At 58.0% G+C, this 14,371-nt stretch carries 12 protein-coding genes; 10 read left to right on the forward strand and 2 right to left on the reverse strand.

Annotation, left to right across the window (positions count from 1 at the left end; genetic code table 11):
* The first annotated feature begins 42 nt into the window (after positions 1–42).
* From mnmA to H3028_RS18015, 9 genes are all read left to right on the forward strand, one after another.
* Positions 43–1,173, forward strand: a complete 1,131-nt coding sequence (gene mnmA / locus H3028_RS17975) for a tRNA 2-thiouridine(34) synthase MnmA (RefSeq protein WP_181298585.1) — start codon at positions 43–45, stop codon at positions 1,171–1,173.
* Positions 1,170–1,793 (forward strand): high frequency lysogenization protein HflD, encoded by a 624-nt coding sequence (gene hflD, locus H3028_RS17980; RefSeq protein WP_181298586.1) that lies wholly within the window; start codon positions 1,170–1,172, stop codon positions 1,791–1,793. The genes mnmA and hflD overlap by 4 nt, the downstream gene beginning before the upstream one ends.
* Positions 1,794–1,905: 112 nt before the next feature.
* Positions 1,906–3,276 (forward strand): adenylosuccinate lyase, encoded by a 1,371-nt coding sequence (gene purB, locus H3028_RS17985; protein WP_181298587.1) that lies wholly within the window; start codon positions 1,906–1,908, stop codon positions 3,274–3,276.
* A gap of 76 nt (positions 3,277–3,352) precedes the next feature.
* Positions 3,353–4,519, forward strand: a complete 1,167-nt coding sequence (locus H3028_RS17990; RefSeq protein ID WP_181298588.1) for a cupin domain-containing protein — start codon at positions 3,353–3,355, stop codon at positions 4,517–4,519.
* The gene (locus H3028_RS17995) at positions 4,512–4,937 is read left to right on the forward strand and encodes a GNAT family N-acetyltransferase (protein WP_181298589.1); all 426 of its coding nucleotides are present in this window, start codon (positions 4,512–4,514) and stop codon (positions 4,935–4,937) included. Before H3028_RS17990 ends, H3028_RS17995 begins: the two co-directional genes overlap by 8 nt.
* 6 nt (positions 4,938–4,943) lie before the next feature.
* Positions 4,944–5,573, forward strand: a complete 630-nt coding sequence (locus H3028_RS18000) for a histone acetyltransferase HPA2 (protein WP_181298590.1) — start codon at positions 4,944–4,946, stop codon at positions 5,571–5,573.
* Positions 5,570–6,376: a secretin N-terminal domain-containing protein gene (locus H3028_RS18005; RefSeq protein WP_181298591.1), complete on the forward strand. Its 807-nt coding sequence runs from the start codon at positions 5,570–5,572 to the stop codon at positions 6,374–6,376. The genes H3028_RS18000 and H3028_RS18005 overlap by 4 nt, the downstream gene beginning before the upstream one ends.
* A 509-nt stretch (positions 6,377–6,885) precedes the next feature.
* On the forward strand, positions 6,886–8,481 hold the full coding sequence (locus H3028_RS18010) for an isocitrate lyase (RefSeq protein WP_181298592.1): 1,596 nt from the start codon (positions 6,886–6,888) through the stop codon (positions 8,479–8,481).
* A 211-nt stretch (positions 8,482–8,692) separates the two neighbouring features.
* A complete protein-coding gene (locus tag H3028_RS18015) occupies positions 8,693–10,657 on the forward strand; it encodes a PhoX family phosphatase (protein WP_181298605.1) in 1,965 nt (654 codons plus the stop codon).
* A 31-nt stretch (positions 10,658–10,688) separates the two neighbouring features.
* Here the strand turns inward: H3028_RS18015 and H3028_RS18020 are convergent, their stop codons facing one another.
* Together H3028_RS18020 and H3028_RS18025 are read right to left on the reverse strand one after the other, a co-directional pair.
* Complete coding sequence (locus H3028_RS18020; protein WP_181298606.1) at positions 10,689–11,747, reverse strand: AI-2E family transporter; 1,059 nt, start codon at positions 11,745–11,747, stop codon at positions 10,689–10,691.
* Positions 11,748–11,882: 135 nt separating this feature from the next.
* The gene (locus H3028_RS18025; protein ID WP_181298593.1) at positions 11,883–13,199 is read right to left on the reverse strand and encodes a Na+/H+ antiporter family protein; all 1,317 of its coding nucleotides are present in this window, start codon (positions 13,197–13,199) and stop codon (positions 11,883–11,885) included.
* Between the two features lie 190 nt (positions 13,200–13,389).
* Between H3028_RS18025 and queD the strand changes: the two genes are divergently transcribed.
* A complete protein-coding gene (gene queD / locus H3028_RS18030) occupies positions 13,390–13,746 on the forward strand; it encodes a 6-carboxytetrahydropterin synthase QueD (protein ID WP_181298594.1) in 357 nt (118 codons plus the stop codon).
* The last annotated feature ends 625 nt before the right edge of the window (positions 13,747–14,371 follow it).

The raw sequence follows: 14,371 nt of genomic DNA on the forward strand, positions 1-14,371 counted from the left end.
AGCCTGTTAGAATTCGCCTTTTGCAGTCAGCCCTGAGTTTCTATGTCTGATTCAATCTCCGCTGCTCCTGAAAACCTGCGCGTTATCGTCGGTATGTCCGGCGGCGTCGACTCTTCGGTTTCCGCCCTTCTTCTGCTCGAACAGGGATACCAGGTCGAAGGCCTGTTCATGAAGAACTGGGAAGAAGACGACGGCACCGAATACTGCACCGCGCGGGAAGATCTGGCCGATGCTCAGGCCGTCTGCGACCGGATCGGTATAAAACTGCACACCGCAAATTTTGCCGCCGAATACTGGGACAACGTGTTCGAGCACTTTCTTGCCGAGTACAAGGCCGGGCGGACACCGAACCCGGACATCCTCTGTAACCGCGAGATCAAGTTCAAGGCGTTCCTTGACTATGCACTTACGCTTGGCGCGGACATGATCGCGACCGGGCACTACGTGCGCCGCCGCGATATTGACGGGCACAGCGAGTTGCTCAAGGGGCTCGACCCGAACAAGGATCAGAGCTACTTCCTTCACGCGGTTGGCGGTGATCAGCTGAGCAAGACGCTGTTTCCGGTGGGGGAACTGGAAAAGCCGGCCGTCCGGGCACTTGCCGAAAAGCACGGCCTCGCGACCGCGAAGAAGAAGGATTCCACCGGTATCTGCTTCATTGGTGAGCGCCGTTTCAGCGACTTTCTCAAGCAGTATCTGCCGGCCCAGCCGGGTGACATCGAAACGATCGACGGTGAAATCATCGGTCGCCACCACGGCCTCATGTACCACACCATCGGCCAGCGCCAGGGGCTGGGCATCGGCGGGCTCAAGGATGCGAGTGACGAGCCCTGGTACGTATTGAGCAAGGACCTGGAGCGCAACGTGCTGGTCGTCGGGCAGGGCAACGATCACCCCTGGTTGTTCTCCCGCGCCCTGCTCGCTTCGGAGATCTATTGGGTCAACCCGATCGAACTGCCCGAACCTTTACAGCTCACCGCCAAAGTTCGCTATCGTCAGGGTGATCAGACCTGCACGGTGGAGCGGACCGCCAATGGGTATCGGGCTGTATTCGATGAACCTCAACGCGCCGTCACGCCTGGGCAGTCCGTGGTGCTTTACGATGGCGACGTCTGCCTCGGAGGTGGCGTCATCGAGACGGCGGAACCCTGGTTCGCCGGAGTTCGCCCATGACGCCGATACGGGAACAATTGGTAGCGCTCGGCGCGGTATTCGAAGCCGCGACGCTGGTCGACCGAATCGCTCGGACCGGACAGGTCCCAAATGCTGCGCTCGCCAGCATCCTGGGCAGCCTGCTGGTGCGCGAGGACAAGCCCGCATTGGAGATATACGGCGGCGACGACCTGAACCTGCGCGACGGCTATCGAGCCCTGGTCGGCGCACTTGAGCGCGACACCAGCAGCCTGCAGCGCGAGCCGCTGCGCTACGCGCTGGCCATGATAGGGCTGGAGCGCCAGCTGGATAAACGCAGCGACCTGTTGCAGGTGATCGGCACTCGGCTGGACCAGATACAGCAACAAGCAGACCATTTCGGGCTGACCCATGAAAACGTAATCGCCTCCTTTGGCGGCCTGTATCAGGACACCCTGAGCACCTTTCGCCAACGCATCCAGGTGCAAGGCGACATGCGCCACCTTCAACAGACCGACAACGCTGCCAAGATTCGCGCGCTTCTCTTAGCTGGAATTCGCTCCGCGCGACTCTGGCGTCAGCTGGGCGGGCATCGTTGGCAGATGGTTTTCAGCCGTCGCAAAATGCTCGACGCGCTTTACCCCATGCTCCGCTCGGAATAAGCCAGGACGAGGCTATGCGACAACCGTTCTAGCCACGGCGACGGTCATTCCCCCGCTTTCATGTATAATCTGCGCCCTCTTTTCGTTGCCCGACTGTCCGAGAACGCCCTCTATGCAGCTTTCCTCGCTTACCGCGGTTTCCCCTGTCGATGGCCGCTACGCCGGCAAAACCAGCGCTCTGCGCCCAATTTTCAGCGAGTTCGGTCTGATTCGCTGCCGCGTTCAGGTTGAAGTTCGCTGGTTGCAGCGTCTGGCAGCACATGCCGGCGTACCGGAAGTCGCCCCCTTCTCCGACGAGGCGAACGCCCTGCTCGACCAGCTGGCCGAGAACTTCCAGGTTGAGCACGCCGAGCGCGTCAAGGAATTCGAGCGCACCACCAATCACGATGTGAAAGCAGTGGAATACCTACTGAAGGAGCAGGCCAAACAGCTCCCCGAATTGGCTAAAGTCAACGAGTTCATCCACTTCGCCTGCACCAGCGAGGACATCAACAACCTCTCCCATGCGCTGATGCTGCGAGAGGGGCGCGACAACGTACTGCTGCCGCTGATGCGCCAACTCGCAGAAGCCATCCGCACGCTGGCGGTAACCCATGCCGACGTTCCAATGCTGTCACGCACGCATGGTCAGCCCGCCTCACCCACCACCCTTGGCAAAGAACTGGCCAACGTGGTCTACCGCCTCGAGCGTCAGATCGCACAGATCGCCGCCGTCCCCCTGCTGGGCAAGATCAACGGCGCGGTCGGCAACTACAACGCCCACCTGTCTGCCTACCCGAACGTCGACTGGGAAGCCAACGCGCGCGAGTTCATCGAGGGTGATCTCGGTCTGTCGTGGAACCCCTACACCACGCAGATAGAGCCTCACGATTACATCGCAGAGCTGTTCGACGCCGTCGCACGCTTCAACACGATTCTCATCGATTTCGATCGCGACATCTGGGGCTACATTTCGCTGGGCTATTTCAAGCAGCGTACCGTCGCTGGCGAGATCGGCTCTTCGACCATGCCGCACAAGGTCAACCCGATCGACTTTGAAAACTCCGAAGGTAATCTGGGCATCGCCAACGCGCTGCTGCAGCACCTGGCGAGCAAGTTGCCGATCTCCCGCTGGCAACGTGACCTGACCGACTCCACTGTGCTGCGTAACCTCGGCGTCGGCTTTGCGCACAGCGTCATTGCCTACGAGGCGAGCCTCAAGGGCATCGGCAAGCTGGAGCTCAACGAAGCGCGCATAGCCCAGGACCTCGACGCCTGCTGGGAAGTGCTGGCCGAGCCGATCCAGACCGTCATGCGCCGCTACGCCATCGCGAACCCCTACGAGAAGCTCAAGGAGCTCACCCGGGGCAAGGGCATCAGCCCCGAGGCCCTACAGGCGTTCATCGATGGGCTCGAAATACCGGCCGAAGCCAAGGCAGATCTACGCAAACTCACCCCGGCCAGCTACATCGGCAATGCCGCAGCCCAAGCCGCGCGGATCTGAGCGAACCCTCTCTTTGCACGCCCGGCTGTGCCGGGCGTTTTTATTTGCAGCTCTGTAGCAGAGCAAGGTACCTGGCATGACTTCCGATATCCCTTTGCAAATTCTCGGCGGCATCAGCGCGCGCGAGTTCCTGCGCGATTACTGGCAAAAAAAACCGCTTCTGATCCGCCAGGCGATCCCTTCGTTCGAGAGCCCGGTGTCCCCAGACGAGCTGGCCGGCCTTTCGTTGGAAGAAGAAGTCGAGTCGCGCCTGGTCATCGAGCATGGCGAAACCCCATGGGAGTTACGTCGCGGGCCGTTCAGCGAAGATACTTACCAGAACCTGCCAGAGCGCAATTGGACCTTGCTGGTCCAGGCGGTTGACCAGCTGGTTCCGGAAGTTGCTGAGCTTATTGAACACTTTCGCTTCCTACCCAATTGGCGAATCGATGATGTGATGATCAGCTTCGCGGCTTCGGGCGGCGGTGTCGGCCCACATTTCGACAATTACGATGTATTCCTGCTACAGGCCCATGGCCAGCGCCGCTGGCGAGTCGGGCAGATGTGCGACAGCGACAGCCCAGTACTTCAGCACGCCGATCTACGTATCCTCGCGGATTTCCAAGGCACGGATGAATGGGTGCTCGAGCCCGGCGACATGCTCTACCTGCCGCCGCGCCTCGCGCATTTCGGTACGGCCGAAGATGCTTGTATGACCTATTCCCTGGGCTTCCGGGCACCCAGCGCAGCGGAAGTGCTGACCCACTTCACCGATTTTCTCGCGCAGTTCTTGCCCGAGGAGGAGCGTTACAGTGATGGCGACCTGGTCCCGGCTGAAGACCCTCACCAGATTCAAAGCGATGCGCTGGAGCGCCTGCGAGCCATGCTCGCCGAGCATATGGGTGATGAGCGGCTGTTGCTCACATGGTTTGGTCAGTTCATGACCGAACCTCGCTACCCAGAGCGTGTGCAGGGCCCCGAAATTGAAGAGCAGGAGTTGCTCGCTATGCTGAATGATGGCGCCATACTGGTGCGGAACCTGAGCGCCCGACTGGCCTGGAGCGAGGTGGACATCGGCCTGCTGCTGTTTGCCAGTGGTCAAAGTCGACTGCTTCCGAGCCACCTGCGGAATCTTCTGAAGCTGATCTGCTCGGCGGAGGCGCTGCATAAAGAAAACCTTGCTGCCTGGCTGAGCGACGAGGATGGGCGTAATCTGATATGGCAATTGGTCAAACAGGGAAGTCTGGAGTTTGCTGATGAGTGAGATAGAAGTTCGCATCGCCGACTGGCACCAGGACAACGCCGAGCTACGCCGGATTCGTGAAACCGTGTTCATCGCAGAACAGTCGGTCCCCCCTGAACTGGAGTGGGATGCGGACGATGCAGAGGCGGTGCATTTTCTGGCTCTGGAAAGCGGTTATCCAATCGGTACCGCGCGATTGCTCAGCGACGGGCACATCGGACGTGTTTCGGTCCTTCGCGATTGGCGTGGAATGAATGTCGGAGGCGCGTTAATGCAAGCTGTGATCAAAGAAGCCGAACGTCGCGGCCTCAGCGAACAGCGACTCACCGCGCAGGTCCATGCCACCGCGTTCTACGAACGGCTTGGTTTCGAAGTGATCAGCGATGAATTCCTCGAAGCGGGCTTACCTCATGTCGACATGCTTCGAAAGAGCGGCTGATCCCGCATGAACGCCGACGACCCGGATCGTTCGAACATCGCACCTGAGCTGGCGGCGATCGAGTTTCAATCGCCGGGTCGCTTCATAGTCCACAACCCGCCTGCGTCATCGAATCAACCGGATCAGTGGCAGCCCGCACCCTTCGCGCTCGGGACGGCAACGACGATCCAGCGATTCGAATCTCCCGACGATGCTCGCCGGCATGCACTTGCTTTGCTCGGCCAGGCGCAGCGCACTCTGACGCTTTACAGCCCTGACTTCGAGCCCTTGCTGTACAACCACAGCAGCATTCATCAAGCTTGTGTGCGTTTTCTCCTGGCGCACCCGCGCAATCATCTTCGCGTCCTGCTCAAGGACTCCTCTCGAGCAGTCAGGCAGGGTCACCGCCTGCTCAGCCTGGCACGTCGATTGAGTAGCAGCATGCAGATCCGCAAGCTCCACCCTGATTATCCCGCGCAAACATGCGCCTTTCTCGTAGCGGATCGCTGCGGCGTGCTGGTTCGCCCTGAGCCGGATCAGTTCATTGGCTATGCACTTTATCGGGATCCCGGCCGCGCGCGCCAGCTTCAACGACAATTCGACACGGCCTGGGATCACAGCCTGTCCGATCCCGACCTGCGGAGCTTTCTGCTATGAATCGCCGCTTTCTCGCCGCCCTTTCGCTGCTGGCCAGCCTATCGCTTCAAGCTGCGACCGAAGTGATCCCGCTGAACTTCCGCTTGGCCGAAGACGTCCTGCCGATCGCACAATCCGTTGTCGGCGATCAGGGCAAGGTGAACGCCTACGGCAATCAGCTGATCGTCAACGCGCCCTCCTCGGTGATTAGCGAGCTGCGTGATGTGCTGTCGCAGCTGGATAACGAACCCCGAAGGTTGCTCATCAGCATCGATACGCAAAACTCCGCGGCGGGCGGCGAGAGCGGTTACCGCGTCGACGGTTCGATCGGCGTCGGCGATGTCGAGGTCCAAACGGGACGTGGCGAGAAGAACGGTCGTGATCAGGTGCGTATCATCCGGCGCAGCACAACCAGCCAGGGCAGTGGCGTTCAGCAGGTCCAAGCAACAGAAGGATATCCGGCGCTCATTCAGGTGGGTCAGAGCGTGCCGATCACCACCAGCGGCGCCGATAGCTACGGCCAGATTTATCAGCAGACCCAATTTCGCGACATCACCCGCGGATTTTATGCCACGGCGACGGTGCACGGGGATCGCGTACAGGTAACCATCAGCAGCCGTCAGGATCGCATGAGCCCTTCCCGTCCAGACACCATCGATATCCAGGAAACCGATACCCGCGTCAGCGGACGACTCGGAGAATGGATTTCTCTCGGCGGAATCGACGAGAGCGCCATCTCCAATCAGAGCGGGACCCTGCGGCGTTATTCCACACAGGGACGCCAGGACCTTTCGCTACGACTGAAAGTAGACACGCTGAATTAGAAAAGTTCGGCCGTCCTGCGGCTATCTTCAGGATATGTAGTGCCTTCAAAAACGCACTACAAAACATTTGACGAACCTTTTTCGCCAGCGCATTATGGCCCCGCTCCCGCTAACCAGGGGCCCTGGCAAGGGTCCCCGGATCGCACTCAGCCAACCAGCAGAGGCGTTCCGTGACTGTACTGCCCACAAGGTGGACTGACGAGGTTGCGACTGGAACGAGTCGTCCTGAGGGACGGGGAAGCGATTAACGCATCAGCTCGAGACATTTGTACTGCTGAGTCACTCGACGGCCCGTGCCGCTGCGTGCCGGAATGCCACGATCATTCCGCAGCTAGCCGAAGTCCTCTTGCGGTCGTGACTGCACACCCCTCCTCTCCTTGGTTCAATCCTCGTCCCGGTCGGTATTTCGACGCTCTGCCGCGTGTTGTCCGCATGATCAGCGCTAGCACGTAGGTTTCGGTGGGAAAAGTCGGTGCTCAACCAAACACGAATTTTTTGAAGGATTGACCATGTCCGCTTATCAAAACGACATCAAAGCCGTTGCCGCTCTGAAAGAAGTAGCTGGAAGCAGCTGGAGCGCTATCAACCCTGAATCCGTCGCTCGCATGCGTGCTCAGAACCGCTTCAAGACCGGTCTGGAAATCGCTCAGTACACTGCTGACATCATGCGCAAGGACATGGCTGAGTACGACGCCGACTCCTCCGTCTATACCCAGTCGCTGGGTTGCTGGCACGGCTTCATCGGTCAGCAGAAGCTGATTTCGATCAAAAAGCACCTGAAAACCACCAACAAGCGTTATCTCTACCTGTCGGGCTGGATGGTTGCAGCTCTGCGCTCCGAGTTCGGCCCACTGCCGGACCAGTCGATGCATGAAAAAACCGCCGTTTCGGATCTGATCGAGGAGCTGTATACCTTCCTGCGTCAGGCTGACTCGCGCGAACTGGATCTGCTGTTCACCGCCCTGGATGCCGCCCGCGCAGCCGGAGACAGCGCCAAGGCTGCTGAAATCCAGAACCAGATCGATAACTACGAAACTCACATCGTCCCGATCATCGCCGACATCGACGCTGGCTTCGGTAACCCGGAAGCTACCTATCTACTGGCCAAGCGCATGATCGAAGCAGGCGCTTGCTGCATCCAGATCGAGAACCAGGTTTCCGACGAGAAGCAATGCGGCCACCAGGACGGCAAGGTCACCGTTCCTCACGCCGACTTCCTTGCCAAGATCGCCGCCGTTCGCTATGCATTCCTCGAACTGGGCATCGACAACGGCGTGATCGTTGCGCGTACCGACTCTCTGGGCGCCGGCCTGACCAAGCAGATCGCCGTGACCAAAGAGCCGGGCGATTTGGGCGATCTTTACAACTCCTTCTTGGATTGCGAAGAAATCACCGAAGCCGAACTGGACAACGGCGACGTCGTGATCAAGCGCGAAGGCCAACTGCTGCGCCCGAAGCGTCTGCCATCCAACCTGTTCCAGTTCCGCAAAGGCACCGGCGAAGCGCGCTGCGTCCTGGATTGCATCACCTCGCTGCAGAACGGCGCCGACCTGCTGTGGATCGAAACCGAAAAGCCGCACGTTGGCCAAATTGCGGCCATGGTTGACGAGATCCGCAAGGTCATCCCGAATGCCAAACTGGTCTACAACAACAGCCCATCGTTCAACTGGACCCTGAACTTCCGCCAGCAGGTGTTCGACGCGTTCGTTGCCGAAGGCAAGGATGTGTCCGCCTACGATCGCGCCAAGCTGATGAGCGTCGATTATGACGAAACCGAGCTGGCTCAAGTCGCCGACGAGAAGATTCGCACCTTCCAGAAGGACGGCTCCGCTCATGCAGGTATCTTCCACCACCTGATCACTCTGCCGACTTACCACACCGCTGCGCTGTCCACCGACAACCTGGCCAAGGGTTACTTTGCAGAAGAAGGGATGCTTGCTTACGTCAAAGGGGTTCAACGCCAGGAGCTGCGTCAGGGTATCGCCTGCGTCAGGCACCAGAACATGGCTGGCTCCGACATCGGCGACAATCACAAGGAGTACTTCGCTGGCGAAGCTGCTTTGAAGGCAAGTGGCAAAGACAACACCATGAACCAGTTCCACTAAGAATGGTTTCAAAACCGGCTTGCGGTCCAGGTCGGTGATGTAAACGAAACCTCGGCATCCGCCGAGGTTTTTTTTGTTGGCAAATGATCAAACGGACCGCTTGTCGCTGCCTACACGGATTGTCATTAAGCTGTCGCACGCCCCGCCTAGCGTCACAGTTCCGTCGATTATCCAATGGAGCTGCGTCGTGACTGACGATACCCACAATACAATGTTCGGCAATGGCGATGAGTTGCCCAGCAACCGTTCAGCCAACCCTCATATTCAAGATCTCGTCAGCTTGGGGCGACGCAAGGTGCTGGCCGGCGGCGCGGCATTTGGCGCCCTTGCCTTTCTAGGCGGTATCCCTGCGATTGCTGGGGCAGCCGAGCCTACCGGCACTGGTAGTGGATTGCCTTTCCAGCGAGGCACCCGCCTCCCATTCGGTGCGGTGAGCGTAACCAGAGCCGACACTGTCACGGTCCCATCCGGCTATTCCGCGAAAACCTTCATTCCCTGGGGTACGCCTATCTGCGGAAGCTACCCGGCATACCTCGAAGACGCCAGCAACACCGCAGAACAGCAAGCGCAGCAGACCGGTATGCACCATGACGGCATGCATTTCTTCCCCATGGATGCGAAGTTCAAGGGACGCAAGAGCGATCACGGATTGCTCGCGCTGAATCACGAGTATATAAATGCGCCATTGCTACACCGGAACGGCCCCTCCGTGGTTAACAGCAAACGCGTCGACGCCGACGAGGTCAGAAAGGAGATCAACGCTCATGGTGTTTCGATTGTGGAAATTCGTCGCAGCGCCCGTGGCGAATGGGCAGTACTGCCAACAGCTCGTAACAGACGCATCACTGGCGCAACTCCCATGCGGATCGAAGGCCCAGCACGCGGCCATGAGCTGATGAAAACCCGCTATAGCCCAAGCGGAACCTCCACCCGCGGAACGTTGAACAACTGCGCGAATGGCTATACCCCTTGGGGAACTTACCTGACCTGCGAGGAAAACTGGGCTGGCTATTTCGCGAGTCGAGACACCGACCTTCCACGCCACTTGCAGCGCTACGGGCTGCGCTCTACGAGCCGCTATGGCTGGGAGACGATTCAGGGCGACGAATTCCAGCGTTTCGATGCTACAGCATCCGCCGAAGACCCGAGAGCCGACTATCGCAACGAGCCCAACACCTTTGGCTGGATCGTCGAAATCGATCCGTTCGATCCCGACTCGACACCTGTGAAGCATACTGCGCTGGGCCGTTTTGCTCATGAGGGGCTGGTGTTTGCGCCCGCCAAACCTGGCTGGCCAGTCGTATGCTATTCCGGAGACGACTCGCAGAACGAATACATCTATAAGTACGTCAGCCGCGACAGGTACCGCCCTCTGCGCAGCGATAGCCGCCTCCTCGATGAGGGCACGCTGTATGTCGCTCGTTTCAATCCGGACGGCAGCGGTGACTGGCTACCACTGGACGTTGAGGATGCTGGATTCCAGCAGGCGTGTGCCGCGGCCAACGTCGAATTCGCTGACCAGGGTGACGTAATGATCAACACTCGCCTCGCTGCTGATGTCGTCGGGGCGACCAAGATGGATCGCCCCGAATGGGGTGCCGTGCATCCCGACACCGGCGAGGTGTATTTCACGCTGACGAACAATAGCGCTCGAGAGGATGCGGAGGCGGCAAACCCTCGCGCACCGAACCGCTACGGGCACATCATTCGTTGGCGCGAAGCCGGAAGAAACCATATCGGCACGCAGTTCCAGTGGGATCTTTACCTGCTCGCCGGACCACAAAGTGATAGCCGCGATCCACGTGGCGGGCCGCTGAACGAAGATAATATTTTGGCAAGCCCGGACGGACTCTGGTTCGACAATGACGGGCGGCTCTGGATCCAGACCGACATGAGCGGAAGCCAGTTGAGTACCGGACCCTTCGGTAACAATCAAATGTTGGTGTCTGACCCCAGAACAGGCGAAACCAAGCGATTCCTCGTTGGACCAAAGGGGGCCGAAGTAACCGGTATTACCGCGACCCCGGACTTCCGCACCCTATTCGTCAATATTCAACATCCCGGCGAAGGCTCAACATCCACTGACTACACGAGCGTATGGCCCGATGGTCCGGGCCGCCGACCGCGCTCCGCGACGGTAATCATTAGCCGTGATGATGGCGGGCGAGTGCTTTAGCCTGGTGGTGCGTCCGGTACAGCCGGACGCACTAGACCGACGACTTCCCTTCGGCTGTTGTAAACAGACCCCAGGTAGACATGAATAGCGCGGCGATGAGGGGGCCGATCACGAAGCCGTTCAGGCCGAACAGCGCGAGTCCGCCCAACGTTGAGATCAATACCAAGTAATCCGGCATTTTAGTGTCCTTGCCCACGAGAACTGGCCTCAGGATGTTATCAACCAGACCAATCACCAAGATTCCATAAAGCGTAAGGATCACGCTCTGGATGATCATCCCATTCATCAAGAAATAGATCGCTACTGGCGTCCATATCAGCCCTGCACCGATTGCCGGGAGCAGAGATAAGAACGCCATAAGTACACCCCAAAGCAATGCCGCCGGAATCCCCAGAATGGCAAAGATCACTCCACCGAGAACTCCTTGGGTGGCCGCCACCACGATATTGCCTTTTACGGTCGCTCTGACCACTCGCGTGAACTTGCTGAACAGCCGACGTTTCTGATTGTCGCTCAATGGCAGCGCTCGCCTGATTAACGCCACCAGTTCTCGTCCGTCTCGAATGAGAAAGAACAGTAGATACAGCATCACGAAAAAGCTGACGAGGAATTGAAAGGTCCCCTGCCCAAAACTGAATGCTTTGGTCGCAAGAAATTGACTGCCTTCTAGGGCACCGCTTGCAAGGCGTTCCCGGATCTGATCGACGTCGCCAAGGCCAAACCGCTGCAGTTGTAGCTGAAACGACGCGGGCAACAGCTCTTTCGCGTCGCCGACGAAACTACCTATATCGAGCTCACCGCTTTCAATCTGCTTGTAAAGCGAAGAGCCTTCCTGAACCAGCAGACCTGTAATCAGAATGACCGGCAATACTGCAACAATGAGGCACACCAGTAAGGTAACCAGCGCAGTCAGATTTCGTCTGTTACCTAAATAAGGGGAGAGGCGGCTTTGCAGTGGCGCAAAGATGATGGCCAGAATGACGGCCCAGAATACAGCGCCGTAGTACGGGAACAGTATCCAGCCGAACGCAATGCTTACGACAAGTAACAGAGCAAGAAACACTTTTTGCTCAAGGGTCGAGTTCACTATCTGCATCCTATCGCTGCGGCTGTATCTATTAGTCAGCGATTGCCGTAAGGAGTGCTGATTCGAGCGATAGGCAGTGGTGAAAGCGCCGTCTTGGCAACGGCGCATAATCTGAGAGGATTAGCAGTTAGCCCATCGTTACAGGGTCATGGCTGCAATCCAGCCAAATGCCAGGAGCGGCAGGTTGTAATGCAGAAAAGTCGGCACCACGGTGTCCCAGATGTGGTTGTGCTGGCCGTCCGCGTTCAATCCGGCTGTTGGACCCAATGTCGAGTCGGAAGCAGGTGAGCCCGCGTCACCCAGCGCGCCGGCCGTCCCCACCAGGCTGACGATCGCCAATGGACTGAAGCCGAGTTCAAGCCCGAGCGGGACAAAAATCGCCGCGATGATCGGAACCGTTGAAAATGACGACCCGATGCCGATCGTGACTAACAGCCCCACCAGCAACATCATCAAGGCGCCGATGGCCTTGCTGTTGCCGATCCATTCCGCAGACGCGTCGACAAGCGTTTTCACCTCGCCAGTCTCGCGCATCACTTCTGCGAACCCAGCGGCAGCGATCATGATGAAGCCGATCATGGCCATCATTTTCATGCCTTCGGTGAATAGGTCATCCGCCTCCTTCCAGCGCACCACTCCGGAGGCGGAGAAGATAACGAAACCTGTCAGCGCCCCGATAATCATCGAGTCCAACCACAGCTGGACAATGAACGCTGCGGCTACAGCCAAAGCTGCTACCAACAACGTGAGCGGGCTGTAGCTTGCACCGGTAGTTTGCGACTGATCGACTTTGGTCATGTCATAAGCGCGTGGCTTGCGATAGGTAAACATGGCTATCAGCAGGCCTGCCGTCATTCCAAGCGCCGGTATCAGCATGGCCTGGCTGACATTGATTCCGACGATGTCAGCACCGCTCTTGGCAACGTTTGCGAGCAAAATTTCCTTCAGGAAGATGCTCCCGAAGCCAACGGGTAGAAACATATATGGCGTGACCAAACCAAACGCCAATACGCACGCAATCAGTCGTCTGTCGATCTGTAGCTTGCTCAGTACGTACAACAGTGGCGGGACCAGCAGGGGAATGAATGCGATGTGAATCGGAAGAATATTCTGGGATGACACGGCGACCGCAAGCAGCAGCCCGACCATCATCCACTTGACCGATCCGCCAGCTTGGGACTCACGCTTGCCGACCATAGCCAATGCGCGATCGGCCAATGCGTGAGCCAGCCCACTCTTGCCGATCGCTACTGCGAACGCACCAAGCAGGGCGTAGGACAGCGCAACCGTCGCGCCGCCACCAAGCCCTTTATTGAAAGCAGCGAGGCTACCGTCAAGCCCCAACCCGCCCAGAACGCCGCCAGCAATAGCACCGGCAATCAGCGCCACAACAACATGGACCCTGCACAGGCTAAGAATCAGCATAATGCCGACTGCTGCCACTACTGCATTCATCTTGACTCCTCAAAGCGGCGCATGCCGGTAAAAAGCCGCGTACTTTGCCTCAAGCCCACAGGAGTGTCAAAGAGCCATTGCAAGACACCAAACAAGATCTACGCTGATTTCCTTTCGCTGTTATTTAGCTGCGATTTCCGGATACAAAACGATAAGATGCAACGATTCGCTTCACCTTTTGGACGGCTCAATGGAAATATACAAAGAATTTACGTTCGAATCAGCGCACCGCTTGCCACATGTGCCCGAAGGCCATAAATGCGGACGTTTGCATGGCCATTCATTTCGGATCGCGATTTATCTGGAAGGCGAAGTGGATGTGCACACTGGTTGGATTCGAGATTTCGGTGAGATAAAACAGATCTTCAAACCGCTTTACGACCAGCTCGACCATAACTATCTAAACGACCTGCCAGGTCTGGAGAATCCGACCAGCGAGAACCTTGCAAAATGGATCTGGCACAAGCTAAAGCCGCTACTACCGGAGTTGTCGCGGATACGCATCCACGAAACCTGCACAAGTGGCTGTGAGTACCGCGGGATTTAACTGCCTTGTCGAGACGGGTTCTGGATTAGTTGCCAAGTCGTCTGACACTCAAATTTTGGCATCCGATGGTCGAGGCGCCGTTGAGGCGCGATGGCGCTTTGACGTTTACATTAAGACCAGACCCTCTCTCCAGTCACTTCTACAGCCGCAACCTAAGATGTTCGCCTGCTCGCCGGGCTCTACTCCGCTTCTACGGGTAGCTTGAAGAGAGTTGAAAACTTCCGATCCTGACGAGCGACTCGATGACGCATCCTTGGGTTATCAAACCGCTCGAGGCAGTCATCTAGATCCACTCCTGCTTTGTGTCGCGAGTCCGATACGCGCGATTAGCTTGAGCAGGCTGAAGAAGCCTCCACGGGCAGCGTTATCCAGGCGCCGCCAAATACCTTTCCGCGGCCCGGATTGCCGGGCCACCCTGACGCTGCATCGGCCAACCGATTAACTTGCTGTATAGATCAAGCACCACGCTTAGGAATAGCTTGTTCCTAGGGTAGCGATTCCCGTGACATCGGTGACCCATTTCCTCAGGCACGCATTGCCATTAGAAATCGCCGGCAGGCGCCTGTGACTGGGCGGGCGTCTTGCTGCCAAGTCCCAAGAGCCGATCAACTTTTTCGCCACGCAA

The organism is Pseudomonas sp. Q2-TVG4-2 (assembly GCF_013620795.1).
Lineage (GTDB): Bacteria > Pseudomonadota > Gammaproteobacteria > Pseudomonadales > Pseudomonadaceae > Stutzerimonas.

Coding starts and splice junctions, on each gene's coding strand:
- mnmA (WP_181298585.1), top strand. CDS start 43: ATGTCTGATTCAATCTCCGCTGCTCCTGAAAACCTGCGCGTTATCGTC.
- hflD (WP_181298586.1), top strand. CDS start 1,170: ATGACGCCGATACGGGAACAATTGGTAGCGCTCGGCGCGGTATTCGAA.
- purB (WP_181298587.1), top strand. CDS start 1,906: ATGCAGCTTTCCTCGCTTACCGCGGTTTCCCCTGTCGATGGCCGCTAC.
- H3028_RS17990 (WP_181298588.1), top strand. CDS start 3,353: ATGACTTCCGATATCCCTTTGCAAATTCTCGGCGGCATCAGCGCGCGC.
- H3028_RS17995 (WP_181298589.1), top strand. CDS start 4,512: ATGAGTGAGATAGAAGTTCGCATCGCCGACTGGCACCAGGACAACGCC.
- H3028_RS18000 (WP_181298590.1), top strand. CDS start 4,944: ATGAACGCCGACGACCCGGATCGTTCGAACATCGCACCTGAGCTGGCG.
- H3028_RS18005 (WP_181298591.1), top strand. CDS start 5,570: ATGAATCGCCGCTTTCTCGCCGCCCTTTCGCTGCTGGCCAGCCTATCG.
- H3028_RS18010 (WP_181298592.1), top strand. CDS start 6,886: ATGTCCGCTTATCAAAACGACATCAAAGCCGTTGCCGCTCTGAAAGAA.
- H3028_RS18015 (WP_181298605.1), top strand. CDS start 8,693: ATGTTCGGCAATGGCGATGAGTTGCCCAGCAACCGTTCAGCCAACCCT.
- H3028_RS18025 (WP_181298593.1), bottom strand. CDS start 13,199: ATGAATGCAGTAGTGGCAGCAGTCGGCATTATGCTGATTCTTAGCCTG.
- queD (WP_181298594.1), top strand. CDS start 13,390: ATGGAAATATACAAAGAATTTACGTTCGAATCAGCGCACCGCTTGCCA.